Here is a 26,422-nt window from a genome sequence, read left to right as displayed (position 1 = left end):
CGTCGCAACACGCTATGATAAAACCGACACCTGCTTCCTCGCATTCGTCTATCTCGCCGCAGCGCTCACTAATGCAAAGTAATTGTCAACACGGCCTAGGTTCCCCCTTCGGGGGACAGGGGGCTGGAGCCAAGGGGCCGGGGCCTTACCGAAGGTCCACCACTTCCACGCCGGGATAGCGCTTGGCGTTGAACATGAATTCGGCATCCGTGGCCTTGGCGGCTGCGTTGAACGTATTGATGGTGTAGCTGTAGCGGTTGCCGTCCTTGTTGAGGATGCGGGCGCTGTGAAAGACCTTGCTGCTCTTGTCGATCCACAGGTAGACCTTATGGTAGGGACGTGTCTTGTTGGTGGGGGTCAGCTCGATCTCCTGGAGGGTTTTGCCGCCTTCCTTGCGCTCGCCGTTGAGCTTGTAGAGGAAGTCCTTATCGTAAAAGTTGGTAAACAGGCGCTGGGGCGTGATCTCACCGGTGACCTCGGCCACATCTTTTACGGTCACTTCGTTGGCGCTCTTATCGAAGCTCCAGGAGGTCTTCCCGTCGGAGAAGAGCTCCATACCAGGGATGGTCACATGGTACTTCGTGCCTTTCATCACCACGGTTCCTTTCTTCGATGAGAGGGATTTGCCCTGGGCGTTTTCGATCTTATACGTGAAGGCTGCGCTGGGCGAGCCGAAGGTGCGGAACTTGGCGCTCACGGCGTCGAGGATCTTTTTTGCTTCGGGGTCGGAGTTCACAGGATTGCTGGAAGAAACTTTCTGGGCACCGGCGCCGGTTGCCGTCGCCAGAACAAGAATTAGGGTAGCAAATCTTTTCATATATAGGCTTATGTCGTGTTTTGAATCGCGGGCAAATATAGCCCATTAACGACCGCCCAAGGGCAAGGAGTGTACCGTTCAGCCACTTCCCGGGTGGTCTTAACAAGGCACTAAGAGGAATTAACGGAATTTAACCAAAGGGAGGAGGGTCAGAGGGAAAGTTGGTGAGGGCGAATACTTGAATAATCGAGTACATGAGCAATTGAATGCGCGAGGGGAGGTACATCGGATGAAGGAAGAGAATTGATCGGATTTGAAAAACAACTTCTGTTGTGTTCAGATACGATGTAAAGCTTTATTCAGCACTTCTCCCCTCACCCCACCCTCAGTTGCTCAAGTATTCATGTACTCAATTATTAAAGTATTCCCCTGCCTCCCAGAACCCTCGCCCTTCTACCCTAGCATCGACATGTGTTCCATCAGCTCGGTCTCGGTCTTGAAGAGCACCTCGCGGGCCTTGGAGCCCACGTTCGGGCCTACGATACCGGCGCGCTCGAGCTGGTCCATCAGGCGGCCGGCGCGGTTGTAGCCCAGCTTCATGCGGCGCTGGATGAGCGAGGTAGAGCCCATCTGGTTCTGTACGATAAGCCGCGCCGCGTCCTCGAACAGCGGATCCTTGTCGCCGGAGTCGAAGTCGCCGTTCTTCTCGAGCTCCTTCTCGTCCACGTATTCGGGCAGCAGGAAGGCCTGCGGGTAGCCGCGCTGGTCGGCAATGAAGTCGTTGATGCGTTCCACCTCCGGCGTGTCCACAAAGGCACACTGCAGGCGCACGAGCTCCCCGTTGTAGGAGATCAGCATGTCGCCCTTACCAATGAGCTGCTCGGCGCCGCCCGTGTCGAGGATGGTGCGCGAGTCGATCTTGGACGATACCTTGAACGCGATCCGCGCCGGGAAGTTGGCCTTGATGGTACCGGTAATGATGTTCACCGACGGGCGCTGCGTAGCGATGATGAGGTGAATGCCGATGGCACGCGCCAGCTGCGCGAGGCGGGCGATGGGCATCTCCACTTCCTTGCCGGCGGTCATGATGAGGTCGGCGAACTCGTCGATCACGAGCACGATGAAGGGCAGGTACTGGTGGCCCTTCTGCGGGTTGAGGCGCCGCTTCGTGAACTTCTCGTTGTACTCCTTGATGTTGCGCGCCCCGGCCTCTTTCAGGAGGTCGTAGCGGTTGTCCATCTCGATGCAAAGCGCGTTGAGGGTGGCGATTACCTTCTTGGTATCGGTGATGATGGCCTCCTCCTCGCCCGGAAGCTTGGCCAGGAAGTGGTGCTCGATATGCCGGTAGATGCTCAGCTCCACCTTCTTGGGGTCCACGAGCACGAACTTCAGTTGCGACGGGTGCTTCTTGTAAAGGAGCGATACGAGGATGGCGTTGAGGCCTACCGACTTACCCTGGCCCGTGGCGCCGGCCATCAGCAGGTGGGGCATCGTGGCGAGGTCGGCCACGAACAGCTTGTTGTCGATCTTCTTACCGATGGCGATGGGCAGCTGCAGCGACGAGTTGCGGAACTCGTCGGAGGCCAGCATCGTGCGCATGCTTACCACCGACTTTTTCACGTTGGGCACCTCGATACCGATGGTGCCGCGGCCCGGGATGGGCGCGATGATACGGATGCCGAGGGCGGCCAGCGACAGGGCGATGTCGTCCTCGAGATTCTTGATCCGCGAGATGCGCACGCCGGCGGCAGGCACGATCTCGTAGAGCGTTACGGTAGGTCCGATGGTGGCGGAGATCTTCTGGATCTTGATGTCGTAGTGGCCCAGCGTGGAGATGATCTGGTTCTTATTGGCCTCGAGCTCGGCGGGGTCGTGGTCGACGCGCTCGGAGCCGTGCACCTCGAGGAGGTCGGTGTGCGGATGCTTGTAGTCGCGGAGGTCCAGGATCGGGTCGTAGGGCGCGAGGTCGGCGTAACCCTTTCCTTCCTGCACCACGTCGTGGTCGATTTCTTCCTCGGGCTCGGCTTCCTTGATCTCGAGCTCGAGCGCGCTTTGCGGAATAACCGGCGCAGGCTCGGCCTTCGCAACCGGTTCAACTGGGAGGTCGGGCATGATCACGGCGGCAGCGGACGGCGCCGGATCGGGCGGCACCACGGCAATGCGGACCGGCTCCGTGGGGGTGATCTCCAGGTCGTGCTGGTGCAGGATATCGGCCACCACTTCACGCTCCTGGGGCAGGTCTTCGTCTTGCAGCTCGATTTCGGGTTCCTCCGGCTGCAGCTCTTCCTCTTCTTCGGGAAGTTCCTCTTCGGCATCCTCATCGTCGGTGCGCTCGATGATCTCGAAGGGCACGCCTGAATACTGGTCGTTCACCGTGGGCACAAACTGCATCCCCCCCTCGCCTTTGAGCTGGTTGGGCTTTTCTTCGGCCACGGCGGCTTCCGCTTCTTTCTCGTCGAGCAGGCCGGGAGCGATCATCAGTTTGGCGCCGCTTTTTTCGGTGAGCGTCATTTCGGGCGCCGGGGCGTCCTCTGTGTCCTCCTCCCCCGGCTCCGGCTCAAAACCGGTCAGCGCCTGGGGCACTGGCTCGGGCTTCGGCTTCCGCTCGGGGAGCTTGAAGGTGGGGTTGAACTGCCAGATCAGGTACGAAACGCCTACTACAAGCAGGGTGGCGGCGGTGCCGGCCGTGCCGATAAAGCGGCCAAGCCAGTCGGAAATCATATTGCCTACGCGTCCGCCAAAGGGAAACTCATAGCCGTTCGCATGCGAGGGCAGCAGGAAGGCGAGCGTCACGGAGGCAATGACCAGGCCGAAGGTGATGTATTTGAGGTTGCGCCAGATCGAGAACACCTTGCGCTCGAACAGCAGGTTAACGCCCACCACGAGGAAGAAGGTGCAGAACAGCACGGAGGCTACGCCAAAGCCGCGGTAAATGAAGAAGTGGGCCGTGAACGCGCCGAGGCGCCCGAGCAGGTTGGCCACGCGGATCTCGTCGTCGATGAGAAACGCGCCGGCGTTGTTGAGCACCTTATCCTGGTCTTCTTTCCAGGTGAAGAAATACGAAACGAAGGCGATGAACAGGAAAATGGCCATCAGCAGCGACACGGTGCCGATGATCTTCCAGGTGCGCTCGTCGCGGGCAAGCTTTTTAAGGTCGATGGATTCCTCGCGGTCCTTTTTGAATTTACCGGACCCCTCCTTGGGCTCCCGGCCTTCTTTGACCTCGGATTTTGCACGGGGCTTGCGGGGAGCTTTCGGCTTCGGGGGCGCCGCTTCCGCGATCTCGGGGATTTCTGCAGGCACTTCAATTTCATCCGCTGCAGGCGGTGGTGGTGGTGGTGGGGTTTTCAGCCGGTTCGCCATAGGACAAAGATAAACCGCCGGTTGCAGACAGGTGGCGATTTCGGCTAATATATAAAAATTATCGGCGCAGCAGCGCCAGCACGAGGAGGATCCAGCCGGCGATGAAGAAAAGTCCGCCGAAGGGGGTGATGATGCCGATGCCGGAAACGCCTACCACCTCTTTTGCCTTGAGCGCAGAAAGCGCATACAAAGAGCCCGAGAACAGGAGGATGCCCACCAGGAAGCACCAGCCGGCCCAGCCCAGGAGGCCGTTGTGGAAGCGGTCGAACAGGATACCCACGATGATCAGCGCAAAAGCGTGGTACATCTGGTACTGTACCCCGGTCTGGTAAGTAGTGATGGTCTCGGGGCCAACGTACTTCTTCAAACCGTGTGCGCCAAAGGCGCCGAGCACCACGCCGAGGCCGGCAAACACGCTACCCAGTGCCAGGAAGGTTTTGTTCATGCCGCAAAAGTACGGGGGGTGGCACGCAGAATGCGCGGAAAACGCGGAAGGTCTTGGCTTTGATGCGAAAGTCTTTTACAGTTTGTGCTTCCCTTTAGTCTGTAAGGCCTAAGGACGGACGTTTCCGTCAAAAGTGGTGGAAGGCATCATGTGCCGGAGTTTTGGATAAATCGCAGAAAGTGAACGTCAGGCGAGCCGGCGAATGGGAGCTCAGATGACCAAATGTGCTGATCCCACTACTGGTCCGCGTTTTATCGAAAAAGCGCAACATGCGTTTAGCCCCCCAATTTGTAGTAAAACTACGCTCAACAGCACTCCCACCCGCTTCCATTCGAGATATTAAGTGAAGTTGCCCGCCGAAGGAAAAAGTTTTCAGCGGTTTCCGCGTCCCGAAGCTTCGGGATCTGCGTGCTACTCCCCCTGCTGGATCCGTTCCATGAGGGTTTCGAGTTGAAGGTCATCCTGCTCGAGGAGGATGTGGGCCTGGCGGTAGTAGATCTTGCGGTCGCCGTGTTTGCGGTGGATGTAGGCGCGGAGCTGGTCCTCACCGAGGTCGCGTACGAGGGGGCGATGCTCCTTGTCGTTGAGCAGGCGCTGGTACAGGCAGTCGAGGGAGCAATTGATCCAGACGGTAAGCCCCTTTTCCTTCATGTAATCGATGTTCTTGTAGAAGCAGGGGGTGCCGCCGCCGGTGGCCATCACGAAATGCTCGTGGCTTTCGGTGAGCAGGTGCAGGATCTCCTTTTCGATCTGGCGGAAGTGCTCCTCTCCTTCCTCGTGGAAGATGGCGTTGATCGGCTTGCCGGCGTGCTCCTCGATCTTCTGGTCGAGGTCGATGAAGGGCAGGTCGAGCGCGGGCGCGAGCTTGCGGCCCCAGTGGGTCTTTCCGCAGCCCATGAACCCCAATAAAAAAATGCGGGTCGGTACCGGCTCGGGGGTTGGGGCAGCGGGACTCGATATGTCATTCAGTTGTTCCACGCTTAAATATACGGTAGATCCCAAAGCACGGATGCCTCAGGTTGGAGGGAAAGAGGAATGAGGGGATGAGAGGTGGAATACTTGAACATTCGAATACATGAATAATCGAGTACTTGAGGGTAAGGGACGAGTTCTGCCCTAACGTCGGTTATTCAAGTACTCATGTACTCAATTATTCAGGTATTCAGCTCTGTTTATTTGAAGGCATTGAGCCCCGTCACGTCCATGCCCGTGATGAGCAGGTGTACGTCGTGGGTGCCTTCGTAGGTGATCACGCTCTCGAGGTTCATCATGTGGCGCATGATGGAGTATTCGCCGGTGATGCCCATGCCGCCGAGCATCTGGCGGGCGTCGCGGGCAATGTTGGCGGCGATCTCGCAGGAGTTGCGCTTCGCCATCGACACCTGCTGCGGCGTAGCGCGGCCCTCGTTCATGAGGGTGCCGAGGCGCCACACAAGGAGTTGTCCTTTCGTGATCTCGGTGATCATCTCGGCAAGCTTTTTCTGCTGCAGCTGGAAGCCGCCGATGGGCCGGTCGAACTGGGTGCGCTCCTTTGAATAACGGAGGGCGGTGTCGTAGCAATCCATCGCCGCGCCGAGCGCGCCCCACGCAATGCCGTAGCGGGCCTTCGATAGGCAGCCGAGCGGGCCCTTGAGGCCCTTGACGTTGGGGAAGATATTTTCCTTCGGAACCTTTACGTTGTCGAATACGAGCTCGCCGGTGGCCGAAGCGCGGAGGCTCCACTTGCCATGCGTGGTCGGTGTCTGGAACCCTTCCATGCCGCGCTCCACGATGAGGCCGCGGATGTCGCCGGCCTCGTCTTTCGCCCAAACCACCGCTACCTGGGCGTAGGGTGCGTTGGAGATCCACATCTTGGCGCCGTTGAGGATCACATGGTCGCCGGCGTCCTTGATGTTGGTGATCATGCCCGCGGGGTTGGAGCCGTGGTCGGGCTCGGTAAGACCGAAGCAGCCGAGCCACTCGCCCGAGCCGAGCTTCGGCAGGTACTTGCGCTTCTGCTCCTCGGAGCCATAGGCATAGATCGGGTACATCACGAGCGAGCCCTGCACCGAGGCCGTGGAGCGAACCCCGGAGTCGCCCCGCTCGAGCTCCTGCATCATGAGGCCGTAGGAGATGTAGTCGAGGCCACCGCCGCCATACTCTGCCGGCACCGTCGGACCGAAGCAACCGAGCTCGCCCAGCTGCTTCACGATCTGCTCGGGAAACTCGGCGCGCTGCGCGTAGTCTTCAATGATCGGGGAGATCTCCTTCTTAACGTAATTCCGCACCGTTTCGCGGATCAGCTTATGCTCGTCGGAGAGCAGTTCGTCAACAAGAAAATAGTCGGGGGACGTGAATTGATCGGTAGCCATGCGGGCAAAAGTAAGGAAACGCGCAGAACCGCTGGAAAGCGAATTGGGCGAGGATTGGTCGTGTGCAAGCGACACGGTGAACGGCACTTGCCGCCTTCCACAGGGTGCCTAACTTTTATTCTTTTTGAAACGGTCTTCGATGGCAGCCAGCTCCGCGGGCGTCAGCCTGGTGGTACGCCGCAGCAGTCCGATGAAGTGGGCGACTTCGTTGTCCTGGGCCGGGCAGCCTACGTTCTCACCGGGGGCCCGCTGCGAGTCGCCCAGCAGGGCACCTTTAGCATCGAACACGAGGAAATAAGGGATGCCCAGGTCCGCCCCCTTGTGCTTTTTGAGCAAGTCTTCGGCACCCGGGTTCTCGAGCGCTTTCTTATTGGGCGATTCGTATACGGTGAGCCAGCGGATCACAAAGTGCTGTTCGAAAAGCGGCTTCATCGCCGGCTCCTCCATTGCCCGTTGCATCTTGTGGCACCAGCCGCACCAGGAAGCATGAAAAAGAATCAGCACGTTCTTGCCTTCTTTCGCGGCCACACGCCGTGCCTCCTTCAACACTTCGTCGGCCGTCGGCGGCGCTGCGGTGGTTGCGGCTACCGGTAGCGCCGCATGCTGTGCGCGGGTTGGGTCTCCGACCAGCAAGAACGAGACAAGCAGCAGGAAGGAAAGACAGCGCATAGGCTTTGTTTCCTGAAATGTACGGCAGGGTAAAGAAGGAGCGGTACGCACGCTCACATTTTAACAGAGCACACAGGCAGGCGCGGCCATTGAAGCGCTCAACAGTGGATTGGTAATGTTTCTTAGCGAATACCTTAGCTCCTTCTTTTCTTAGCGGTAAAAATTCGCCTCTTCTACTTTAATGCCTCCAGGTAGCTCTTCATCTCGAATGCATATTGCCCTGCGATGGCAGCCGCTTCTTCGGCAAAGTCCTCCCCTTCCGACGCGTAGATGATGGCGCGGCTCGCATTCACCAGCAGCCCGCATTCGGCATTGAGTGCCTGCTCGGAGATATCGCGCAACGAGCCGCCCTGGGCGCCCACGCCGGGCACCAGGAAAAAGTGATTCGGCGCAAGCGCGCGGATCTGCCGGAATGCATCGGCCTGCGTTGCCCCCACTACGAACATGAGGTTGCCCTCGGAGCCCCAATGCTGCGCGGCGCGGAACACGAACTCGAAGAGCTTTCCCGTTTCCTTCGGCGCCGTATGCACACCGTCTACGAGGATATCGGTGCTGCGGCTGCAGTCGAGCAGCTCGAAATCGCGCGCGCCCGGATTCGAGGTAAGGCCGAGCAGGATCGTCCATTTGCCTTCGTACCCGAGGAACGGCTTGACCGAGTCGGCCCCCATATAGGGCGCCACGGTCACCGAGTTGAAGGGCAGTGCCTCGAAGAAGGCCTTTGCGTATTGCGTGGAGGTGTTGCCGATGTCGCCGCGCTTGGCGTCGGCAATGGTGAAATGCGTGTCGGGGATATAGCGCACGGTACGCTCGAGGGCTTCCCAGCCCTTCAGGCCCTGTGCCTCGTAAAAAGCCGTGTTGATCTTGTACGCCACGCAGTGCTCCAGCGTAGCGTCGATGATGCGCTTGTTGAACTCAAATACGGCGTCGGGATGACTCCTTAGATGATCCGGGATCTTCTCCGGGTCGGTATCGAGGCCCACACAGAGATAGGTGCCTTTCTGAAAGATCTGCTCAACGAGTTGTGCGCGTGTCATGAGCCAAAGGTAGCCTGCGAGCGAAGTAAAAAGTCAAAAGTCAAAAAGGGCTACCGTGTAAGCTGCCTGCAACGAGCGCAACCTGACCGCACCTTTTGCTTTTGAATTTTGACTTTTGACTTGCCGCCGCTCAGGTGGCTTGCGATTTCATCGAAATGATCCGTGCGGCGACCTCCTCCTTTTGCCAGTTGCTTTCAATCCCCGGCTCCTGCATCACTTCCTGCATGATGGCTTCCTGGCGCAGCATGTTGCGCAGGGCCTCGCTGTAGCGGATCTGCGGGCTGAAGGTGACCTGCGAGTAGGCCGGGATCCACTGGTCGGGGTGCTGCTCGTGCAGCCAGGCCTCGATCTTTTTCTGAAGCAGGAACTTCGGGTCGGCAGTGCGGGAGCGCATCTCGGTAAAGTTGTTGACGGCAAGGTCGGCGATGGCATCGGCGTCGGGCTTGCGGAGCTCCTGGAACTGCTGCAGGATCGTACCCCAGTCTTCGCCGTGTTGCTCCACCAGGCCGGCCAGGACGCTGCAATCCTCGAAGCCGGCATTCATGCCCTGCCCGAAGAAGGGCACGATGGCATGGGCCGCGTCGCCGATGAGGGAGAACTTATCCTCACGAACCCAGGGGAAGCACTTGACCGTAACGAGCGATGCCGTAGGGTTACGGAAGAACTGATCTTCGAGGTCGGGCACCAGGGGCACCACGTCGGGGAAGGTGCGGGCGAAGAAATCCGTCACCGCTTCCTTCGTGGTCAGCTTCTCGAACGAGGTCTCGCCTTCGAAGGGAAAGAACAGCGTGCCGGTGAAGGTGCCGTCGAGGTTCGGCAGCGCGATGAGCATGTAGTTGCCGCGCGGCCAGATGTGCAGTGCGTTCTTTTCGAGCAGGAAAGAGCCGCCGGGGCCTGCCGGGATCGATAGTTCCTTGTAGCCGCAGTCGATATAGTGCTGCTGGTATTCAAACTTCTGATGCTGGAGCATGTGCGCGAGCCGCGTCGCGGAATAAGCGCCGTCGGCGCCGAAGAGCAGGTCGAATTGCCGGGTTTCGGCGCTACCCTGGGCAGCAAATGAGATCGTATTGGTCTTCCAGTCCACGCCGGTGCAGGCATGTCCGAAATTCAGGACGACGCCCTCGCGCTCGGCCAGGTCCATCAGGGTGCAATTGAGCTCGCGGCGCGATACGGAGTTGATGTATTGTCCTTCCTTACCATAAGGCTGAAAAGCATGCGTCCCGTCGGGTTGGTGCAGGTGACGGCCATGCATCGGGATGGCGATCTCCAGCACGGCGTCTGCGATGCCTACTTCCCGCAGGGCCTTGATGCCACGGTCGCTGAGCGCCAGGTTAATGGAGCGGCCGGCTTCCACGGCTTCCTTCCGCATGTCGCCGCGGCGCTCATAGATAGAAACGCTATAGCCCTTGCGGCGCAGGTAGATCGCGAGCAGGGAACCTACGAGGCCGGCGCCGGTGATGATGATTTGCTTGTGGAACATGAGAGAAGGAACGCGGATTTATATGATTAATACGATGATAAATGATTCTATTCAGGATGCTTCCCTGCATCGGGCCGTTTACCGGATTGGCCGGTACGATCTGGTAGTTTCTTCCTTGAATTCTCAAACACACGCCGGCGGAACACCGGTTCCTCACAGAAACCTAACAAAAGACCAACCTCAATTTCAGTAGCGCGAAGGTAATTTACTAATTGGGCTTCATCACCTCTGCACAATGCCTCGGAAGCCTTCAATTCGGCAATCACCGTGTTCTCTACAAGCAAATCGGCACGAAAAAATCCTACCTCCTCTCCTTCGAAATAAACGAACACAGGAGTTTGCTGTTCGCAGTGCAGCCCCATTCTCCGCAACACAATCGCCATGGCATTTTCGTACACTTTCTCCAGGAAACCGTACCCAAGCTGGTTATACACAATGTAAAAGGCCTTGATGATCTTTGAAGTCAGCTCGCGGTGCTTGTAATTCTCGTAGATCGCCATATCCGATGCTTTCGATAAAAGTACATCCGCGCTTATCGTACAAATCATAGGAAATCCGCGTGCTTTCTCTGTTTTTTCCTCCTTAAAAGCCGTTATTTTCCCAGTATCTCGCTGATGATTTTCCCAAAGGTCCACACATCCTCGAAGCTGTTGTAAAGCGGCACGGGCGCTACGCGGATCACGTTGGGCTCGCGCCAGTCGGCGACGACGCCGCGGTCGCTGAGTGCCTTGAAAACGTCCCGGCCCTTTTGCAGCATCAGCATCGACACCTGGCAACCATGCGCCTCTTCGGCACGCGGGGTGATGACCTCGATCATCTTCACTTCCTGCGCCGCGTTGATGTCGTCGAGCACATGGAACAGGAAGCCCGTAAGCGCACTGCTCTTCGCCAGGAGCGCCTCCATGCCGGCTTCGGCAAAGAGGTCCAGGGAGGCGCGGTGGGCCGCCATCGACAGCACCGGCGCGTTGGAAAGCTGCCAGCCTTCCGCCGTCGGGATCGCCTTAAAGAGCGGCTTCATCTGGAAGCGCGTCTCCTTTTCATAACCCCACCAGCCCGCCATCCGCGGCAGCGCCGGGTTGGTGCAGTGCTTCTGGTGGATGAAGGCGCCCGCCACGGAGCCGGGGCCCGAGTTCAGGTATTTATACGAGCACCAGCAGGCAAAGTCCACGTCCCAGTCGTGCAGGCGCAGGGCAATGTTGCCGGCCGCATGCGCGAGGTCGAAGCCGCAGAAGGCACCCACATTATGGGCCGCATCGGCGATCGCCTGCATGTTGAACACCTGCCCGCTGTAATAGTTGACACCGCCAAAAATGACGAGGGCCAGCTCGTGCCCATACTGATCGATCGCCGCCAGGATGTCTTCCGTGCGCAGGTGGTATTCTCCTTCGCGGGGCGCGAGCTCGATCACCGCGTCAGCCGGTTCATAGCCATGCAGACGGGCCTGGCTCTCGAAGGCGTACTGGTCGGAAGGAAAAGCCTTGGCCTCGCAGAGGATCTTATAGCGCTCTTTCGCGGGCCGGTAGAAGGTGGCCATCAGCAGGTGCAGGTTCACCGTGAGCTGGTTCATCGCCACTACTTCCTCGGGCAGCGCACCCACGATCGGTGCGAGCAGCGACGGGAACAGCTCGTGGTAATGCAGCCAGGGGTTCTGTGCGTGAAAGTGTCCCTCAACGCCCAGGCGCGCCCAGTCGTCGAGCTCCTGCCCGATATAGTCGCGGGTGGCCTTCGGCTGAAGGCCGAGCGAATTGCCGGTGAAATAAACCGTGTCGCGGCCGTTGTGCTGCGGGATGTGGAAACGACTGCGAAACTCCTTCAACGGGTCGGTCGCATCCTGCTGCCGGGCAAATTCGAGGGTATTCTGGTAATTCATCTGCTGGTAATGACCAAAAGTAAAGCAAATCGCGGCGGGGAGAGAAGGAACACGGAGAGGACGGACGGGACGGAGGAACACGGATATCGGTACTTATCCGTAAAATCTGTCTCGTCCGTGTTCCTGTATTAATCGACCGTAGCGATCACTTTCAATTCGATGGCGATGGGCGTCGGAAGGCTCTTGACCTCCACCGTGGTGCGGCAGGCCTCGATGCCCGCGAAATACTCGCCGTAGATGCGGTTGTAGACGGGAAAGTCTTTTTTCATGTTGGTGAGGAATACCGTCACGTCCACCATGCGGTCCCAGGAGGAGCCGGCGGCCTCGAGCACTGCCTTCACATTGGCGAACACGGAACGGCACTCCGCTTCGATGTCGTAGGAAACGATATTGCCCTCCGCATCCTGCACGAGCCCGGGGATCGAGTTGTCGGCCGCGCTCCGCGGACCGATGCCCGAGAGAAAGAGCAGGTTGCCCACCTTGCGGGCGTGGGGATAAGCGCCTAAAGGCTTGGCCGCGGTTTCCGTTTTAATGATGTCGCTCATGAGAAAAGGCTCTTAAGGTTTTGTGGGTTCTGAAGGTTAGTACAACACTTCGATATTCAATATTCGATATTCCTTGTTCCCTGTTCCCTGTTCAATTGTTCTTACAGCTGCACGCACACGTTCTTCGCCTCGGTAAAGAAGCGCAGCGCTTCCCAGCCGCCTTCGCGGCCGACGCCCGAGTTCTTGATGCCGCCGAAAGGGGTGCGCAGATCGCGGAGGAGCCAGCAGTTGACCCAGATGATGCCGGCCTCTACCTGCATCGCTACCCGGTTGGCGCGCGAGACGTCGCTCGTCCAGATGGTGGCGGAAAGCCCATAATGGCCGGCATTCGCGAGGGCAAGCGCCTCTTCCTCCGTCGAGAATTTTTGCAGCGTCACCACGGGCCCGAAGATCTCCTCGAGGTTGGTGCGGCAGTGCGGGCCGAGGCCTTCGATCACGGTCGGCTCGATGAAGTAGCCGCCGGCGCAGCGGCCCTCGGGTTTCACGGCTTTGCCGCCGGCCAGGGTGGAGCCTCCCTCCTCTTTTGCCGTTTCGATACAGCCCATCACCTTGTCGAAATGCACCTTGCTCACCACTGCGCCCTGCTTCGAATCGGCCTCCATCGGATCGCCGACCTTTAGCTTCTTCACTTCCTCCAGGAAAGCGGTCTTAAACTTTTCATAGATCGACTCCTCGACCAGGATGCGGGAGCCGCAGAGGCAGATCTGTCCCTGGTTGGCGAACGACGACTGCACCGTGGTCTTGAGCATCTTGCCGAAGTCGCAGTCGGCGAAGATGATGTTGGGGTTCTTGCCCCCGAGCTCCAGCGACAGCTTCTTGAACATCGGCGCCGCGATGGAGGCGATGCGCTCGCCCGCGCGGGTGGAGCCGGTAAAGGAGATGGCTTTGATGGCGGGATGCTTTACGATGTGCTCGCCCACGCCCGGGCCGGTGCCGTGCACGATGTTGAGCACGCCTTCCGGAAGGCCGGCTTCCTTGCAGATGCGCGCCAGTAGAAATGCGGTGAGCGGTGTTACCTCGGAGGGCTTCGCCACCACGCAGTTGCCCGCTGCCAGCGCCGGTGCGATCTTCCAGGTAAAAAGGTAGAGCGGCAGGTTCCAGGGCGAGATGCAGCCCACCACGCCGATCGGTTGCCGCAGCGTGTAGTTGATGGCCGTTTGCTCCATCGTGTGGCTGTCGGCCGAAAAGTGCATGATGCCCGTGGCGAAGAAGCGGAAGTTGGCCGACGCCCTGGGAATATCGACACGCTTCGAGAGCCAGAGCGGCTTGCCGTTGTCGGTGCTCTCCGCCTCGGCCAGTGCGTCGCGGTGCTCATCGATGAGGGTAGCGATGCGGTTGAGGACCAGGAACCGTTCCTCGGCCGGCGTGGCCGACCATTTCGGAAAGGCCTTCTTCGCCGCGCCCACGGCCAGCTCCACGTCCTTTTCCCCCGAGTCCGGGATCTGGCAATAGACTTCTCCCGTGGCGGGGTTCACGTTGTCGATAAACTTCCCGCTCAGCGGCCCGATGAGGTAACCACCTATGTAGTTCTCTAAATGCGACGGTACTGCGAAATCGATCATTGAACAAAGTTTAGGATCTCAGATCGTTGATCTCGGATCTGTGATCGGTTTGAAGTCCACCTTGCTTAGGGGACTGGATCTGAGATCCAAGATCCCACATCTGGGATCAAATGGAGCCGGTTCTCCCACCATCCACCGGGATACTGGTGCCGTTGACGTAGGCGGCGGCAGGTGTGGCGAGGAAAGCGGCTACGGCGGCGATCTCGGCGGGTTCGCCGAAGCGGCGGGCGGGAATCTCGGCCATCATCTCTTCCTCTATTTCTTCCTTTGCGCGCCCTTTCTTCTGCGCTGTGTTGTTCACGATCGCTTCGAGGCGGCCGGTGCGCGTGGCGCCGGGCAGCACATTGTTGACCGTGATGCCGAAGGCGCCGAGCTCGTTGGCCATCGTTTTGGCCCAGGAAGCCACCGCGCCGCGGATCGTATTACTGACGCCGAGGTTCCTGAGCGGCACTTTCACCGAGGTGGAAATGATGTTGATGATGCGGCCGTAGCCTTCTTCTTTCATCCGTCCGATCACCGCGGTAGAAAGGCGGTGGTTGGTGAGCAGGTGCTGCTGGAAGGCCTGCAGGAACTGGTCTTCGGTGGCGTCCACAATGGGCCCCGCGGCCGGGCCGCCCGAATTGTTGACGAGAATGTGCACCGGCCGGTCGGCTACGATGGACGCGATAGTCGCCTGCGTGGCGGCCGCGTCGTTGAAGTCGATCACATGATACCGGTGCACCTGCTGCAGGGTGTTATCGAGGCCGGTGACGGCTTGCTGCAGCGACGCCTCATTCCGTGCCAGCAGGATGCATTCCGCACCCATCAGCGCCAGTTCCTGCGCAATGGCGTAGCCGATGCCCTGGCTGCCGCCACACACCAGCGCGGTCTTTCCTTCAAGCGAGAGATTCATGGGGCCAAACTTAGGTCAAAATTCAAAAGTCAACATTCAAAAGGCCCTGCGGTCGCTTCTTTCCCTACAGGCGGCATCCAACCTTCATTTCAGCTCGGTTACGGTGCTGTATGCGACCCTTGCGAACCAGGTTCAATTTTGACTTTTGATTTTTGACTTTTGCCTTAGCTTTAGCGGCAACTAAACCATCAACAATGGCCGTGATCGCTCCCTTCAACCTCAAGCGCTGGATCGATGAGAACCGCGAGCTGCTGAAGCCGCCGGTGGGCAACCAGTGTATCTACAAGAACGCCGAGAACTTCATCGTGATGGTGGTGGGCGGTCCCAATGCCCGCAAAGACTACCACTTCAACAAAAGCGAGGAGCTCTATTACCAGGTGGAGGGCAACATTGTACTCAAGATCATCGACGACGGCGTACCCAAGAACATTCCGATCAATGAAGGTGATATGTTCTTGCTTCCCCCCAACACGCCGCACTCCCCCCAGCGCGGTGCCGGCACCGTAGGCCTCGTGATCGAGAAGATCCGCGACGAGGAAGCCAACGAGGAGGACGCCTTCATGTGGTTCTGCGAAAACTGCGGCAACAAGCTCTACGAGGAATATGCCTTCGTGAAAGACATCGTAAAGCAACTCCCGCCCATCATGGAGCGCTTCTACTCCAGCGAAGACCTCCGTACCTGCAAGAAGTGCGGACAGAAGATGGAGCCGCCGGTCAGAAAATAATCTAAAGATCTCGGATCGCAGATCGCAGATCTACTGCGTCGTCGGCGAGATCTGAGATCATCACATCCGAGATCTGAGATGAAAATCGATATTCACACCCACATCATGCCCGAGCACATGCCCAACTGGGTACGGAAGTTCGGGTACGGTGAGTTCATCCACCTCGAGCACCGCAACTGCAAAGCCTGCATGATGAAGGGCGACAAGCTGTTCCGGGAAGTGGAGGACAATTGCTTCAAACCCGACGCGCGGCTGCCCGAGATGGACGCCACGGGCGTAACCGTACAAGTACTGTCCACGATCCCGGTGCTGTTCAATTACTGGGCGAAGTCACAGGACGGCTATGAGACCTCCCGCTTTTTCAACGACCATATCGCCGAAACCGTGGCGAAGCACCCCGACCGCTTTATCGGCATCGGCACCGCGCCGCTTCAGGACGTGGACCTTGCCGTTCGGGAAATGGAGCGCTGTATGACGGAGCTGAATATGCCCGGCCTCGAGATCGGTACCAACGTCAACCAAAAGAACCTCGGCGACCCCGAGTTCCTCCCCTTTTTCGAAGCGGCCGAGAAGCTGGGTTGCGCCCTCTTTATCCATCCCTGGGAAATGCTGGGCGAAAAAGACATTCAGAAATACTGGCTGCCCTGGCTCGTGGGGATGCCGGCCGAAACCACGCGCGCGATCTGCTCGCTGATCTTCGGTGGGGTGCTCGAGCGCTTCCCGAAGCTGCGCATCGCCTTCGCGCACGGCGGCGGCTCCTTCCCCTACACGCTGGGCCGTATCGAGCACGGCTACGCCGTTCGCCCCGACCTGGTGCAGGTCGACAATACCGTGAACCCACGCGATTACCTGGGCCGGTTCTGGGTCGACTCCCTGGTGCACGATGCACGCACCTTTCAATACCTGCGCGACACGATGACCGACGAAAAGATCTGTGTCGGCTCCGACTACCCCTTCCCGCTGGGTGAGCATCGCCCCGGCGCGCTGGTGGAGGAGTTGCAACTACACCCGGCCGTGCGCGATGGCTTTTTACACCGCAACGCCCTCGATTGGCTGAACCTTAACATGAGCTGATATGAAGCAACTTCTTTCCCTGCTACTCTGCCTGCCCCTGCTGGCTTCGGCGCAGGATGCCACCGACTCGCTCACCGACCAGAAATGGTATCCGGAATACGAGATCATAAACGGCAAGCAGGTGCCTGCCCCGAAGGCGGGCATCCACGGCAACCACTGGATCTATTTCGGAAAGACCTTTTTCTTCGTCGACTTCCGCGGACCTAAAAAAGTAAAGCGGGGCCGCTGGAGCTGGAACGCTTCCACCCGTGCGTTTACCATCAACTCCGGGCAGGGCAAGAAAGCGGAGCGCGGCATTTACAAGGTGCGGCACCTGGGTGCCAACCGGCTCGAGCTCGAATTGCCTGATAAAAAGATCATCGGGATGAACAACGGGCGTGCGAAAGCATCTTGAATCACCCGTGGTTCGGAACGGCCGGAAAAGCTCCTTCAACTATTCACCTACTCCTCCTTTTCGTCGTGATCGTCTTTACTGCCCTGTGCCTGCTTCATCTCGCCCCCGCTCCGAAGCAGGATTCGCTACCCCTGCTCCTCGATCAGAAATGGTACCACAGCTTTTCCATAGAGGACGGCAGGAAGCGCTCCACCACCCGCAAGCCGCTGCACGAGCGGCCCTGGATCTACTTTGGAAAAGAAGGTTTTTTCGAGGACTTCCGCGGTCCCAGGGAGCACTATCGCGGCAGCTGGAAATGGGACGGTGCTGCACGCACCGTGACGCTTAACTGGGACATTGGCAAAAAGCCGCTGCGGATGGTGATGAACGTGCAACAACTGACCCGCGACACCCTGCTACTGGTATCCAACGATCCGTTCGCATCGGGAAACGGCTACCTGAGTGGCCGAACGAATTAGCACCGCCGGATCATTTTGTAATTCGTGAGGGTCACGCCGGATACCGCGACAGTCTGCTCCTGTAAGACGCGGAATCCCTGCTTTTCGAAAAAGGGGCGCGCGGTAATGCTCACATCGGAAGTGACGGTGGCCGCACCTTGGCTGCGGGCATAAACCAAGAGCGCCGCGATGAGGGCCGCAGCCACGCCACAGCGCTGGTGGTTCCGGTGCACATAGAGCAGATCGATATGGGTGCCGTCGAGCGTAACGGAAGCAAATCCCGCGATCGCGCCATGTCGCTCGCCCACAAGAAAATGTTGTTCCTCGATACGTTGTTGAAAGACGTCCGGGCGCGCCGCCCTGCCCGCCCAGGCCTGCACCTGCGCAGCGTTATAGTCGGCGCGATTCACGGTGAGGATGGTATCGCGGAAAAGCGCTTCAAGCTCCGGGGCGTCTGCCGCTGCAGCCGGCCGCAGGGTGATCGCGCTCATTTGGCGCCGAATAACCGGTCGGCGTTCTGCTCCATGATGCGGGCCACTTCCTGTGCGTTCGCATCCTGCTCCTTCAGCTTTCCGATGATGTTGTGGTAGCTCGCCTCGTCGCGGTCCTGGCTCATCTTGAATACGTGCTGGATGTCTTCCACTTCCACCTCGAAGCCCACGATGGCCGCGAGCAGCCGGCCGGTATATGCCTCCGGAAGGTTCTCGTACACCGTGGCGGAGCTGGCATTGCCGCCCTCAAAGAAGAGCGAGGTCTTCTGCAGGATGTCGACGAGGCCCGGTCCGTCGACGAAGCGCATCGTGCCGCGCACGTGCACCGAGCGGTAGTTCCAGGTAGAGCCTTGGGAGGGATTGCTGTACCAGGAGGCGCTAACGTACGTATGCGCGCCCGTGAAGACACACAGCACCTGTGGGTTGGCCTCGAAGGCGAGGTGGTGATCGTTCTTGCGCATCATGTGGCCGCTCAGGTACAGCTTCCCGTCGCGTTCCTCGATGAACACGGGGATCTGCGTGGCAACGGGCCGTCCTTCCGGCGTGGCGCCGATCAGCATGGCAAAGGGATGCTCGTGGATGAACTGCAGCACCCGCGCCGGGTCCTGCTCTTTGTAGTAAGGAAGGTTGTACATGACGGATCGCTTAATTTGCAGTGATGAGAACGGCCCTAAAACTAGCTTTTCTTTCCCTGACTGCCTTCTTGCTGGCGTATGGAACGGCGTTTTGCCAGGATGGAACACCGCCGGAGCCCGACGACGAATTCAACCTGTTCCTGCTCCTGTTCGGGCTCTGCGCCATCGTAGGGGCGCTGGTGCTATTCGTGTTGCTGACCCTGCTGGTGGCGGCCCTGATCCTCGGGCTCAGCGCCGCGGGTGCGCTTTCGGCCTCCCTCATTACGGGCTGGCAGCAGCGCTCGGTGGCCGCGGGCTTCCGCTCCTTCTTACGTACCGGGCTGACGGTGTTCGGAGGCCTCACCGGCGCCTTGTTGATGTGGCTGGTATCGATGTATTTCTTTGAAGACACGCAGGTGCTGCTGCTCTGCACGGTAGGCTTCGTGGCGGGAGCCCTCAGCGGGCTGCTCTTTGCCGGGTTGAGCATCGCCATCCTGCGCTGGAGCCTGCGCTTCGCTCAAAAGAAGCTGGGGGAGCGGGTAATAAAAGACAAAGAACACAGATGACACAGATCGAACGGATAATAACGGATCGAATCCGCGCTTATCCGTAGCCTCCGTTCCCCCGAAGCTTCGGGGCCGTGTTCCTTCTCTCCCGACACCCGATCTTACTCCACCACTTCCGCGATCTGCTCCGTGTTCATGTGCGCGTTGCGCATCGACACGGCGCGGGCCACGAGGCCGGCAAATTCACTGAAGGCCGACTTCGTGATCTCCTCGTCGCTCATCATGATGGGCATACCGAGGTCGCCGCCCTCCCGGATGCTTTGCACCAGCGGGATCTGGCCCAGGAAGGGCAGGTCGTACTCGTCGGCGAGGCGCCTTCCGCCTTCTTTACCGAAGATGTAGTATTTGTTTTCCGGCAGTTCCGCCGGGGTGAAGTAGCTCATATTCTCCACGAGGCCGATGATGGGCACGTTCATCTGCGCCTGCCCGAACATGGCGATGCCCTTCTTGGCGTCGGCAAGGGCCACGTCCTGCGGGGTCGTCACCACCACCACGCCGGTTACCGGAGCGGTCTGCATCACGGTCATGTGGATGTCGCCGGTGCCGGGCGGCATGTCGATCACGAGGTAGTCGAGCTCACCCCAGGCCACGTCGGTGATGAACTGGCGGATGGCGCTCGAGGCCATCGGGCCGCGCCACACCACGGCGTTCTTTTCATCTACCAGCAACCCGATCGACAGCAGCTTGATGCCGAAGCGCTCGAGGGGCACGATCATCGCCTTCTCGCCCACCTGGGTCATCATCGGGCGCTCGCCGCGCACGCCGAACATGATGGGCACGCTCGGGCCGTAGATGTCGGCGTCGAGGAGGCCCACGGAGGCGCCGCCCTGCGCGAGGGCAAGGGCCAGGTTGGCCGATACGGTGCTTTTGCCTACGCCGCCCTTGCCGCTCACCACGGCAATGATGTTGCGCACGCCGGGGAGCACGGTGCTCTTATCGGCCCGCACGGTGCTGGTGCTGGAGGTAAAGTTGACGGTTACGTTGGCTTCTTTATTGACGAGGAGCTTGATGGCGTTGACGGAGGCCTTCTGCATCATGTCTTTCATGGGGCAGGCGGGCGTGGTCAGCACGATGGTGAAGGATACGTCGTTGCCGCTGATCACGACGTCGCGGATCATGTTCAGGGTCACAAGGTCTTTGCCCAGGTCGGGCTCCTGCACGTTGCTCAGGGCTTTCAATATCTCTTCGGTGGTCATGGCTGGTGCTTTGTTAATGAAGTCGCAAAGTTAAGGCAAAGCGGAGCGCCCACCGGCTGCGGTACGGATCAACTGGACTATTTTTGAAGGGATGAAGAAATGGCTACCCCTTCTGTTCGTACTCTTTTTCGCCCAATCCGCCCGCGCCCAGTTCGAGACGACGAAAGACTCGGTGGTGCAGCTGTACGGGGTGGTGATGACCGCCGATTCGCTCGTGGGAATTCCCGCCGTCAGCATCACCATCAAGGGCCAGAACCGCGGCACCATCTCCAACAGCCAGGGCGTCTTCTCCATCGTGGTGCTGAAAGGCGACGTGGTGGAGTTCACCCACGTCTCCTATAAGACGAAAGTGGTCGACATCCCGCGCAGCCTCGTGGGCAACCAGCACAGCGTGGTGCAGCTTATGGTCGAGGACACGGTATACCTGCCTGCCACCATCATCCGCCCCCGCCCCACTCCCGCCCAGTTTGAGCGCGACTTCGTGAAGACGAAGGTTCCCGACGACGATATCGAGGTGGCGCGCCAGAACGTGAGCGTGGCCAAGCGCCGCGTGCTGATGCAGAACATGCCGCTCGACGGCTCCGAGGCCACCAGCCAGCAGTTCCGCAACGTGGCCAACCGCGCCGTTTATGCCGGCCAGCTGCCGCCGCAGAACATCTTCAACCCTGCCGCCTGGGCCGAGTTCATCAAGGCCTGGAAACGCGGCGACTTCAAGCGCAAATCCGATTAACACCGGCGCACATGAACCCCACTACTCCTGCCCGCACGGTGCCGGCGGTCAAAGCCGGACTGATCATTTCGATCGCCGTTTTCATTTTCTATACCTGTATGTACCTGATCGGGGATCCCTATCGCTATAAGGTGGCAGGCGCGCTCTACGAGCTCTTCTTCCTGCCGGCACTGGTGTTGCTGTTGTGCATGCCCCTCGTGTCGGGCTGGTTCGTTATCCGCAAGCGCGGCACCGACCGGCGCCTCGCTGCCCTCACGCTCGCCATCTCGTTTTTCTCCATTGCGATCTTCCTGATGCTGATCCAGCGGCACGGTGGTCATCAATAGGCCGGATACATCCGAAAAAAGCCCCCGACGGTATCGCCGGGGGCTTTTTTAATGGGGTATGGGAAGGATTAGGATTTAATACACGAGGTCCTCGCCCCACTCGGGAGGCGTTTTGGGGTCGCGGGTGCCGCCGGAGCGGTTGGTGGCTTTGTAGGTACGTTCGTCCCGGGTTTCGGGCGTAAACCGGTAGTTAGGGTTACTGTAGCTGCGGTTGGGCTCCTCGGCGACGGGGCGGCGCTCCGGCGCCCGGTCGTATCTGTTCTGCTTCATGGTTAGGGTTTATGGGGATAACGAATCGGCGGCCCGCGGGCGGCCTCCGCTTATTTCAGAAAAATTGATGCCAACCCGGCAGCGTCCCCCGTTTTTTCCCGGAAAACCGCGCCATGTCTGTTTACCAAGACAGGAAAGCAGCTTCAAACCCGGCAGGTTCGCGCAGGCGCGAACCTGCCGGGCTGTCGCCCGGGTCACGACGGCACAACGGCGCAACGGCACGACGCACTTTTTTTCCTATTCCCGGAAAGCCTCATAACGCTAATGTGGCGTTACCCGTAAAAAGCAGCTTGCGCTCGCATTTTTCTGCGCCTTTGCGTCTCCGCGAGCAACCCGCGTGCCGGGTTAAGAAAGGCAGGCTGTTTGCAGCCGCCCTTGCCTGTAAAAGCCAATGCCCTTAATCCAGCAGGAATTTCACATCATCCAGCGTCAGGCTTTTTACGAAGCCCTCCTCGGCCTGGATGAGCTCCTCCGAGATCGTGGCCTTACGCTGCTGCAGCTGGTAGATCTTTTCCTCGATCGAATCGGTGCAGATCATCCGGTAGGCGAACACAGGGCGCGTCTGGCCGATGCGGTGCGTGCGGTCGATGGCCTGTTGCTCCACGGCGCGGTTCCACCAGATGTCGAATAGGAACACGTAGTCGGCCGCCATCAGGTTGAGCCCCGCGTTGCCCGCCTTCAGCGAGAGCAGGAACACCCGCTCGGGCGCCCCGGCGTCGTTGAAGCGGTTGCAGAGCTCCTGGCGCTCTGCCACCGGCGTGCTGCCGTCGAGGCGCAGGGTCGCGATGCGCTCGCGGCTGAGGGCCTTCTCCAGCAGGTCGAGCATGCCGCTGTATTGCGAAAACACCAGCACCTTATGCTCCGGTACCAGTTGGGTCAGCTCCTCGAGCAGCAGCTGCGTTTTGATGGACTCCGTCGTAAATACGTCTTCGTCGCGCACCAGCTCCGCCGAGCAGCAGAGCTGCTTGAGGCGGGTGATACCGGCGAGCACGGCCATCTTGCCCTGCTCCACTCCTTTCTCCTCGATCTCCATCAGCACGTTAGCGCGTACCTTGTCGCGGATGCTCTCGTAGGCCATCCGCTGCTCGGGCTTCATCGTACACCAGAGCACCTGCTCGGTCTTCTCGGGCAGGTCGGTGGCCACCTGGCTCTTGGTGCGGCGGAGCAGGAAGGGAGCCGTAAGGCGGCGCAGGGCCTCGATCTTGTCCGTTTCGCCCCGGCGGTCGATGGCATCGGCATACTGCTGGCGGAAGAATTCGCGCGAGCCGAAGAGTCCGGGCAGCAGGAAGTTGAGCTGCGCGTAGAGGTCGAAGGTGTTGTTCATCACCGGCGTGCCCGAGATGGCGATGCGGTAGCTGCCCTTGAGCTCGCCCACCGCGCGGGTGATCTGCGCCGCCGGGTTCTTGACCTGGTGGCTTTCGTCGAGCACGATCGTGGCGAACACGGTTTCCGAAAGGCGCTCCACGTGCCCCCGTACACTATGGTAGGTAGCGATCAGCACCTGCGGTGCCGTACCGGCTTCGTCTTCAGGTTTTGTAAATAAGCCGATGCGTACGGAAGGCGCAAAGCGCTCCCACTCCTGCTTCCAATTGTAGACGAGCGACGCCGGGCACACGATCAGGTGCTGCCTGCCGGGATCGGCTTCGAGCTGGCGGCAGATGAAGGTGATCGTTTGCAGGGTCTTGCCCAGGCCCATATCGTCGGCCAGGCAGGCGGAGGCGCCTGCCTCGAGCAGGAGTTGCAGCCATTCGTAGCCCTTTTGCTGGTAGGGGCGCAGCGTTGCCTGCACGAGGGCCGGCACGGGGTACAGGATGTCCGTTCCCTTCTGCCAGCGTTGCCATTGCTGCCACCAGGCAGGGTTGATCACCGGCTTCAGCACCGTGGTCTCGGCGCTGTCGGAGGAACCGGTGAGCGCGAGCCAGCGCGGCACCGTGAAGACGTCCTTCTCGATGCGGGCATGGCGGATCAGCGTGGCCCAGGTGTCGAACCACTCGGTGGGCAGCACGCCCATGGATCCGTCCCGTAATAATACGATGCCCTGCCCGGCGAAGATGGCCTTCTGCAGCACGGGCAGGGGCACCTTCTCCTTGCCGAACTGAAGAGCGAAGCGGAGGCGCACCTGCGGGTCGCCCGGGGCCGACAGCAATTCCGTTTCCGTAACCGGCTTGTATTCCGAGCAGCGGAAATGCGTCAGCATGCTGAGGCCGGTGATGGTCACTTCCTGCTCGAGCAGCTTGTAGAAGGCATTGAGGAACCACTGCTTTTTCTGGGCCTCCTCGAAGGAAAGGTAGAAGTAGCCGTTGAGCTGCCCGTCGAAATTGGGGTGCAGCGCGCGGAGGCGGGCCACGAAGGCTTCCTCGGTGGCTTTGCGCCGCCGGATGGTCCACTCGGTGCCACCCGCCTTACGACGCAGCTCGGGCGTCCACACACCGTCTACCTCGATACCGCCGTAGCGCCAGGCGGGTGTGAACACGAGGTAGCGGCCGTTGAGCTCGGAGAGCTGCACGTGGTGCTCGGGCTCCTCGTCGATGATGTTCTCCTCGAAGCAGCCATTGCGGTCTACCGTATAATTACGGTCGAGCACGTCGAGCACCTGTTCGGAAAGCTGTGCCCCATCCTGCGCCCACTGCTCCGGGCGTACCGCCTGCAGCCATTCGAGCGTTTGATAGTCTTTGGTCGACAGCACCAGGAACGTGCTCTCCTTTGCCAGCAGGAAATAGTGGCGCGACCAGCTCTCCAGCGGCGTGCTGCCTTCGTCGGTTTTGACAAAGGCGCAGAGTTGCAGGCCGGCCCCTGTTTGCTCCACGCGGAAGTGCAGCGTGGGCGCGCCCGCCGGGAAGCGGGCCGCCTGCAGGCGTACGCGGTTGCCGTCAACCGGCATGCCGTGGAGCACCCGCAGGCCGGCAGATGCGTCGCGGAAGGCGCGGAAGCAACCGTGCAGGTAGTGAAGCGTACCCTGCTCGAGAAAGGCAGCGGCATCCTGGGAAGTGCGGTGCTCGCGGTATTTCTTCACAAGCTCTGCCCGGCGGGCGATGAGGGCCTCCTCGGTGAGCGCCAGAAGGGCCTGCCGGGTGGTGGCGGGCACGACGGCGAACTGCCGGTTCACGATCCGCACGGTAAGCCTGGCCGGGGGGCCGAAGGAGAACTTGACGGCCGGATCCTGCGGCATCACGTCGAGGCCCGGGTAGGGCTGGCCGGGCTTCTTCAGTTCGAGGCGCAGCACATAAACCGACGCTTCGGGTGCCTTCGTTTTTTGCATAGGGCGGCGAAAATAGTTTGAAGTTTGGAGTTTGCGGTTAGTGGTGACAGCTTCTGCCGGCGCTTTCCCGTTGCCGGTGGCGGCGGTGTTGATAAGTGGAAAAGTTTTCGGGGTTCAGGGAGGTTCAAGGAGGTTCAGGGAGGTTCAGGGAGGTTCGGAAAGGTTCTTAGGGTCAGCACCCGTAACGTCTCGGCGCGCCCGGCAACCTTCAGAACCTTAAAAACCTTCAGCACCCTAAAAGCCTGAACCATCCTGAACTCTTCTGAACCTTTCAAACCCGTCAAAACCTTTCAAAACCCTTCTTCTATATTTGCCCCCTCAAACCTTGCATATGAAGAAAATTGCAGTCATCGGCGCCGGCACCATGGGAAACGGCATCGCGCATGTGTTCGCACAGTCCGGCTTTTCCGTAGCGCTGATCGACGTGTCGGCCGAGCAGCTCCAGAAGGCCATCGCCACGATCGGTAAGAACTTCGACCGCCAGGTCGCCAAAGGCGCCGTGACCGAGGAGCAGAAAGCGGCGGCACTCGGCAACATCACGACCTTTACCGCCATGGAAGAAGGCGTCAAGGACGCTGAGCTGGTAGTAGAGGCCGCCACCGAGAACGTGGAGCTGAAGCTCACCATCTTCCGCCAGCTCGATGGCCTCGCCCCCGAAGGCTGCATCCTCGCCACCAACACCTCGTCGATCTCCATCACCCGCATCGCGGCCGTTACGAAGCGCCCCGAGCTCGTGATCGGCATGCACTTCATGAACCCCGTGCCGGTGATGAAGCTCGTGGAGATCATCAACGGCTACGCCACGAAGCCCGAGGTGAGCGAATCGATCGTGACCCTCAGCAAGCAGCTGGGCAAGATCCCCTGCGTGGTGAACGACTACCCCGGCTTTATCGCCAACCGCATCCTGATGCCGATGATCAACGAAGCCATCTACAGCCTCTACGAGGGCGTAGCCGGCGTGGAGGAGATCGATACGGTGATGAAGCTTGGCATGGCCCACCCGATGGGACCGCTGCAGCTCGCCGACTTCATCGGCCTCGACGTGTGCCTCTCCATTCTGCGCGTGCTGCACGACGGCTTCGGCAACCCGAAATATGCCCCCTGCCCGCTGCTCGTGAACATGGTTACCGCGAAAAAGCTCGGCGTGAAGAGCGGCGAAGGCTTCTACACCTACACACCGGGCTCGAAAGACCTCGTGGTGAGCGCGTCGTTCCGGAAGTAAGCGTTTTCCCATTTTCCGGTCGATCCGGGATAAGTCAAAATTCAAGAGTCAAAACTCAAAATCTCGAAAGCCCGAATCCCTGGATCGGTTGCAGTCAGCAAGCGATGCCGCGCGCAAGGCTTTTGACTTTTGAATTTTGACTTTTTACTT

Annotated in this window: 26 protein-coding genes; 8 read left to right on the top strand and 18 right to left on the bottom strand. The window is 59.6% G+C overall.

The features are described 5' to 3' along the window. Nucleotides 1–145: 145 nt before the first annotated feature. The 13 genes from lolA1 to ABD937_RS08330 form a co-directional block, all read right to left on the bottom strand. The gene (gene lolA1, locus ABD937_RS08390; RefSeq protein ID WP_345255029.1) at nt 146–817 is read right to left on the bottom strand and encodes an outer membrane lipoprotein periplasmic chaperone LolA1; all 672 of its coding nucleotides are present in this window, start codon (nt 815–817) and stop codon (nt 146–148) included. A gap of 393 nt (nt 818–1,210) precedes the next feature. Next, on the bottom strand, nt 1,211–4,120 hold the full coding sequence (locus ABD937_RS08385; protein ID WP_345255027.1) for a DNA translocase FtsK 4TM domain-containing protein: 2,910 nt from the start codon (nt 4,118–4,120) through the stop codon (nt 1,211–1,213). Nucleotides 4,121–4,178: 58 nt separating this feature from the next. After that, the gene (locus ABD937_RS08380; RefSeq protein ID WP_345255026.1) at nt 4,179–4,565 is read right to left on the bottom strand and encodes a DUF423 domain-containing protein; all 387 of its coding nucleotides are present in this window, start codon (nt 4,563–4,565) and stop codon (nt 4,179–4,181) included. 411 nt (nt 4,566–4,976) lie between these two features. Beyond that, the gene (locus tag ABD937_RS08375) at nt 4,977–5,543 is read right to left on the bottom strand and encodes a shikimate kinase (protein ID WP_345255024.1); all 567 of its coding nucleotides are present in this window, start codon (nt 5,541–5,543) and stop codon (nt 4,977–4,979) included. A 194-nt stretch (nt 5,544–5,737) separates the two neighbouring features. Further along, nucleotides 5,738–6,916 (bottom strand): acyl-CoA dehydrogenase family protein, encoded by a 1,179-nt coding sequence (locus tag ABD937_RS08370; protein WP_345255022.1) that lies wholly within the window; start codon nt 6,914–6,916, stop codon nt 5,738–5,740. Between the two features lie 108 nt (nt 6,917–7,024). Then, nucleotides 7,025–7,585, bottom strand: coding sequence for a thioredoxin family protein (locus tag ABD937_RS08365; RefSeq protein ID WP_345255020.1), 561 nt, complete (start codon nt 7,583–7,585; stop codon nt 7,025–7,027). 173 nt (nt 7,586–7,758) lie between these two features. Continuing rightward, nucleotides 7,759–8,619, bottom strand: coding sequence for an orotidine-5'-phosphate decarboxylase (gene pyrF, locus ABD937_RS08360; protein WP_345255018.1), 861 nt, complete (start codon nt 8,617–8,619; stop codon nt 7,759–7,761). Between the two features lie 130 nt (nt 8,620–8,749). Then, nucleotides 8,750–10,099 carry an FAD-dependent oxidoreductase gene (locus ABD937_RS08355; RefSeq protein WP_345255017.1) on the bottom strand — a complete coding sequence of 450 codons (1,350 nt, stop codon included), beginning with the start codon at nt 10,097–10,099 and terminating at the stop codon, nt 8,750–8,752. A gap of 47 nt (nt 10,100–10,146) precedes the next feature. Then, nucleotides 10,147–10,599, bottom strand: coding sequence for a GxxExxY protein (locus tag ABD937_RS08350; protein WP_345255015.1), 453 nt, complete (start codon nt 10,597–10,599; stop codon nt 10,147–10,149). 92 nt (nt 10,600–10,691) lie between these two features. Continuing rightward, nucleotides 10,692–11,969 carry a kynureninase gene (gene kynU / locus ABD937_RS08345; RefSeq protein ID WP_345255013.1) on the bottom strand — a complete coding sequence of 426 codons (1,278 nt, stop codon included), beginning with the start codon at nt 11,967–11,969 and terminating at the stop codon, nt 10,692–10,694. A gap of 128 nt (nt 11,970–12,097) precedes the next feature. After that, the gene (locus ABD937_RS08340; protein WP_345255011.1) at nt 12,098–12,514 is read right to left on the bottom strand and encodes a RidA family protein; all 417 of its coding nucleotides are present in this window, start codon (nt 12,512–12,514) and stop codon (nt 12,098–12,100) included. Between the two features lie 101 nt (nt 12,515–12,615). Next, nucleotides 12,616–14,076: an aldehyde dehydrogenase gene (locus ABD937_RS08335; RefSeq protein ID WP_345255009.1), complete on the bottom strand. Its 1,461-nt coding sequence runs from the start codon at nt 14,074–14,076 to the stop codon at nt 12,616–12,618. 106 nt (nt 14,077–14,182) lie between these two features. Continuing rightward, entirely contained in the window at nt 14,183–14,968 is a 786-nt protein-coding gene (locus tag ABD937_RS08330) for an SDR family oxidoreductase (protein WP_345255008.1), read from the bottom strand. Nucleotides 14,969–15,162: 194 nt separating this feature from the next. Here ABD937_RS08330 and ABD937_RS08325 point away from each other — a divergent pair, with 194 nt between their 5' ends. From ABD937_RS08325 to ABD937_RS08310, 4 genes are all read left to right on the top strand, one after another. Next, on the top strand, nt 15,163–15,693 hold the full coding sequence (locus ABD937_RS08325; RefSeq protein WP_345255007.1) for a 3-hydroxyanthranilate 3,4-dioxygenase: 531 nt from the start codon (nt 15,163–15,165) through the stop codon (nt 15,691–15,693). Between the two features lie 78 nt (nt 15,694–15,771). Beyond that, nucleotides 15,772–16,767: an amidohydrolase family protein gene (locus ABD937_RS08320; protein ID WP_345255006.1), complete on the top strand. Its 996-nt coding sequence runs from the start codon at nt 15,772–15,774 to the stop codon at nt 16,765–16,767. A 1-nt stretch (nt 16,768) separates the two neighbouring features. Beyond that, the gene (locus ABD937_RS08315; protein ID WP_345255005.1) at nt 16,769–17,161 is read left to right on the top strand and encodes a hypothetical protein; all 393 of its coding nucleotides are present in this window, start codon (nt 16,769–16,771) and stop codon (nt 17,159–17,161) included. A 65-nt stretch (nt 17,162–17,226) separates the two neighbouring features. Beyond that, nucleotides 17,227–17,619, top strand: a complete 393-nt coding sequence (locus ABD937_RS08310; protein ID WP_345255003.1) for a hypothetical protein — start codon at nt 17,227–17,229, stop codon at nt 17,617–17,619. Here the strand turns inward: ABD937_RS08310 and ABD937_RS08305 are convergent. Beyond that, the gene (locus ABD937_RS08305) at nt 17,616–18,089 is read right to left on the bottom strand and encodes a GNAT family N-acetyltransferase (protein WP_345255002.1); all 474 of its coding nucleotides are present in this window, start codon (nt 18,087–18,089) and stop codon (nt 17,616–17,618) included. The genes ABD937_RS08310 and ABD937_RS08305 overlap by 4 nt on opposite strands. Further along, nucleotides 18,086–18,724: an FMN-binding negative transcriptional regulator gene (locus tag ABD937_RS08300; protein ID WP_345255000.1), complete on the bottom strand. Its 639-nt coding sequence runs from the start codon at nt 18,722–18,724 to the stop codon at nt 18,086–18,088. Before ABD937_RS08300 ends, ABD937_RS08305 begins: the two co-directional genes overlap by 4 nt. A 23-nt stretch (nt 18,725–18,747) precedes the next feature. On the opposite strand from ABD937_RS08300, the gene ABD937_RS08295 reads away from it, so the two are divergent. Next, nucleotides 18,748–19,269 carry a hypothetical protein gene (locus ABD937_RS08295; RefSeq protein WP_345254999.1) on the top strand — a complete coding sequence of 174 codons (522 nt, stop codon included), beginning with the start codon at nt 18,748–18,750 and terminating at the stop codon, nt 19,267–19,269. Between the two features lie 101 nt (nt 19,270–19,370). On the opposite strand, the gene ABD937_RS08290 is transcribed toward ABD937_RS08295, so the two are convergent. After that, nucleotides 19,371–20,465 (bottom strand): Mrp/NBP35 family ATP-binding protein, encoded by a 1,095-nt coding sequence (locus ABD937_RS08290; RefSeq protein ID WP_345254997.1) that lies wholly within the window; start codon nt 20,463–20,465, stop codon nt 19,371–19,373. Between the two features lie 91 nt (nt 20,466–20,556). On the opposite strand from ABD937_RS08290, the gene ABD937_RS08285 reads away from it, so the two are divergent. Both ABD937_RS08285 and ABD937_RS08280 read left to right on the top strand, forming a co-directional pair. Continuing rightward, nucleotides 20,557–21,195 carry a carboxypeptidase-like regulatory domain-containing protein gene (locus ABD937_RS08285; RefSeq protein WP_345254996.1) on the top strand — a complete coding sequence of 213 codons (639 nt, stop codon included), beginning with the start codon at nt 20,557–20,559 and terminating at the stop codon, nt 21,193–21,195. 11 nt (nt 21,196–21,206) lie between these two features. After that, nucleotides 21,207–21,521, top strand: coding sequence for a hypothetical protein (locus ABD937_RS08280; RefSeq protein WP_345254994.1), 315 nt, complete (start codon nt 21,207–21,209; stop codon nt 21,519–21,521). A gap of 75 nt (nt 21,522–21,596) precedes the next feature. Here the strand turns inward: ABD937_RS08280 and ABD937_RS08275 are convergent, their stop codons facing one another. Together ABD937_RS08275 and ABD937_RS08270 are read right to left on the bottom strand one after the other, a co-directional pair. Then, complete coding sequence (locus ABD937_RS08275; RefSeq protein ID WP_345254992.1) at nt 21,597–21,791, bottom strand: hypothetical protein; 195 nt, start codon at nt 21,789–21,791, stop codon at nt 21,597–21,599. A gap of 397 nt (nt 21,792–22,188) precedes the next feature. Then, nucleotides 22,189–25,050, bottom strand: coding sequence for a DEAD/DEAH box helicase (locus tag ABD937_RS08270; RefSeq protein WP_345254990.1), 2,862 nt, complete (start codon nt 25,048–25,050; stop codon nt 22,189–22,191). Nucleotides 25,051–25,381: 331 nt separating this feature from the next. On the opposite strand from ABD937_RS08270, the gene ABD937_RS08265 reads away from it, so the two are divergent. Then, nucleotides 25,382–26,272 (top strand): 3-hydroxyacyl-CoA dehydrogenase family protein, encoded by an 891-nt coding sequence (locus ABD937_RS08265; RefSeq protein WP_345254988.1) that lies wholly within the window; start codon nt 25,382–25,384, stop codon nt 26,270–26,272. The last annotated feature ends 150 nt before the right edge of the window (nt 26,273–26,422 follow it).

Source organism: Flaviaestuariibacter amylovorans (assembly GCF_039541815.1).
GTDB classification, from domain to species: Bacteria; Bacteroidota; Bacteroidia; order Chitinophagales; family Chitinophagaceae; genus Flavisolibacter; species Flavisolibacter amylovorans.
This window is presented reverse-complemented; position numbering and strand designations above follow the sequence as displayed.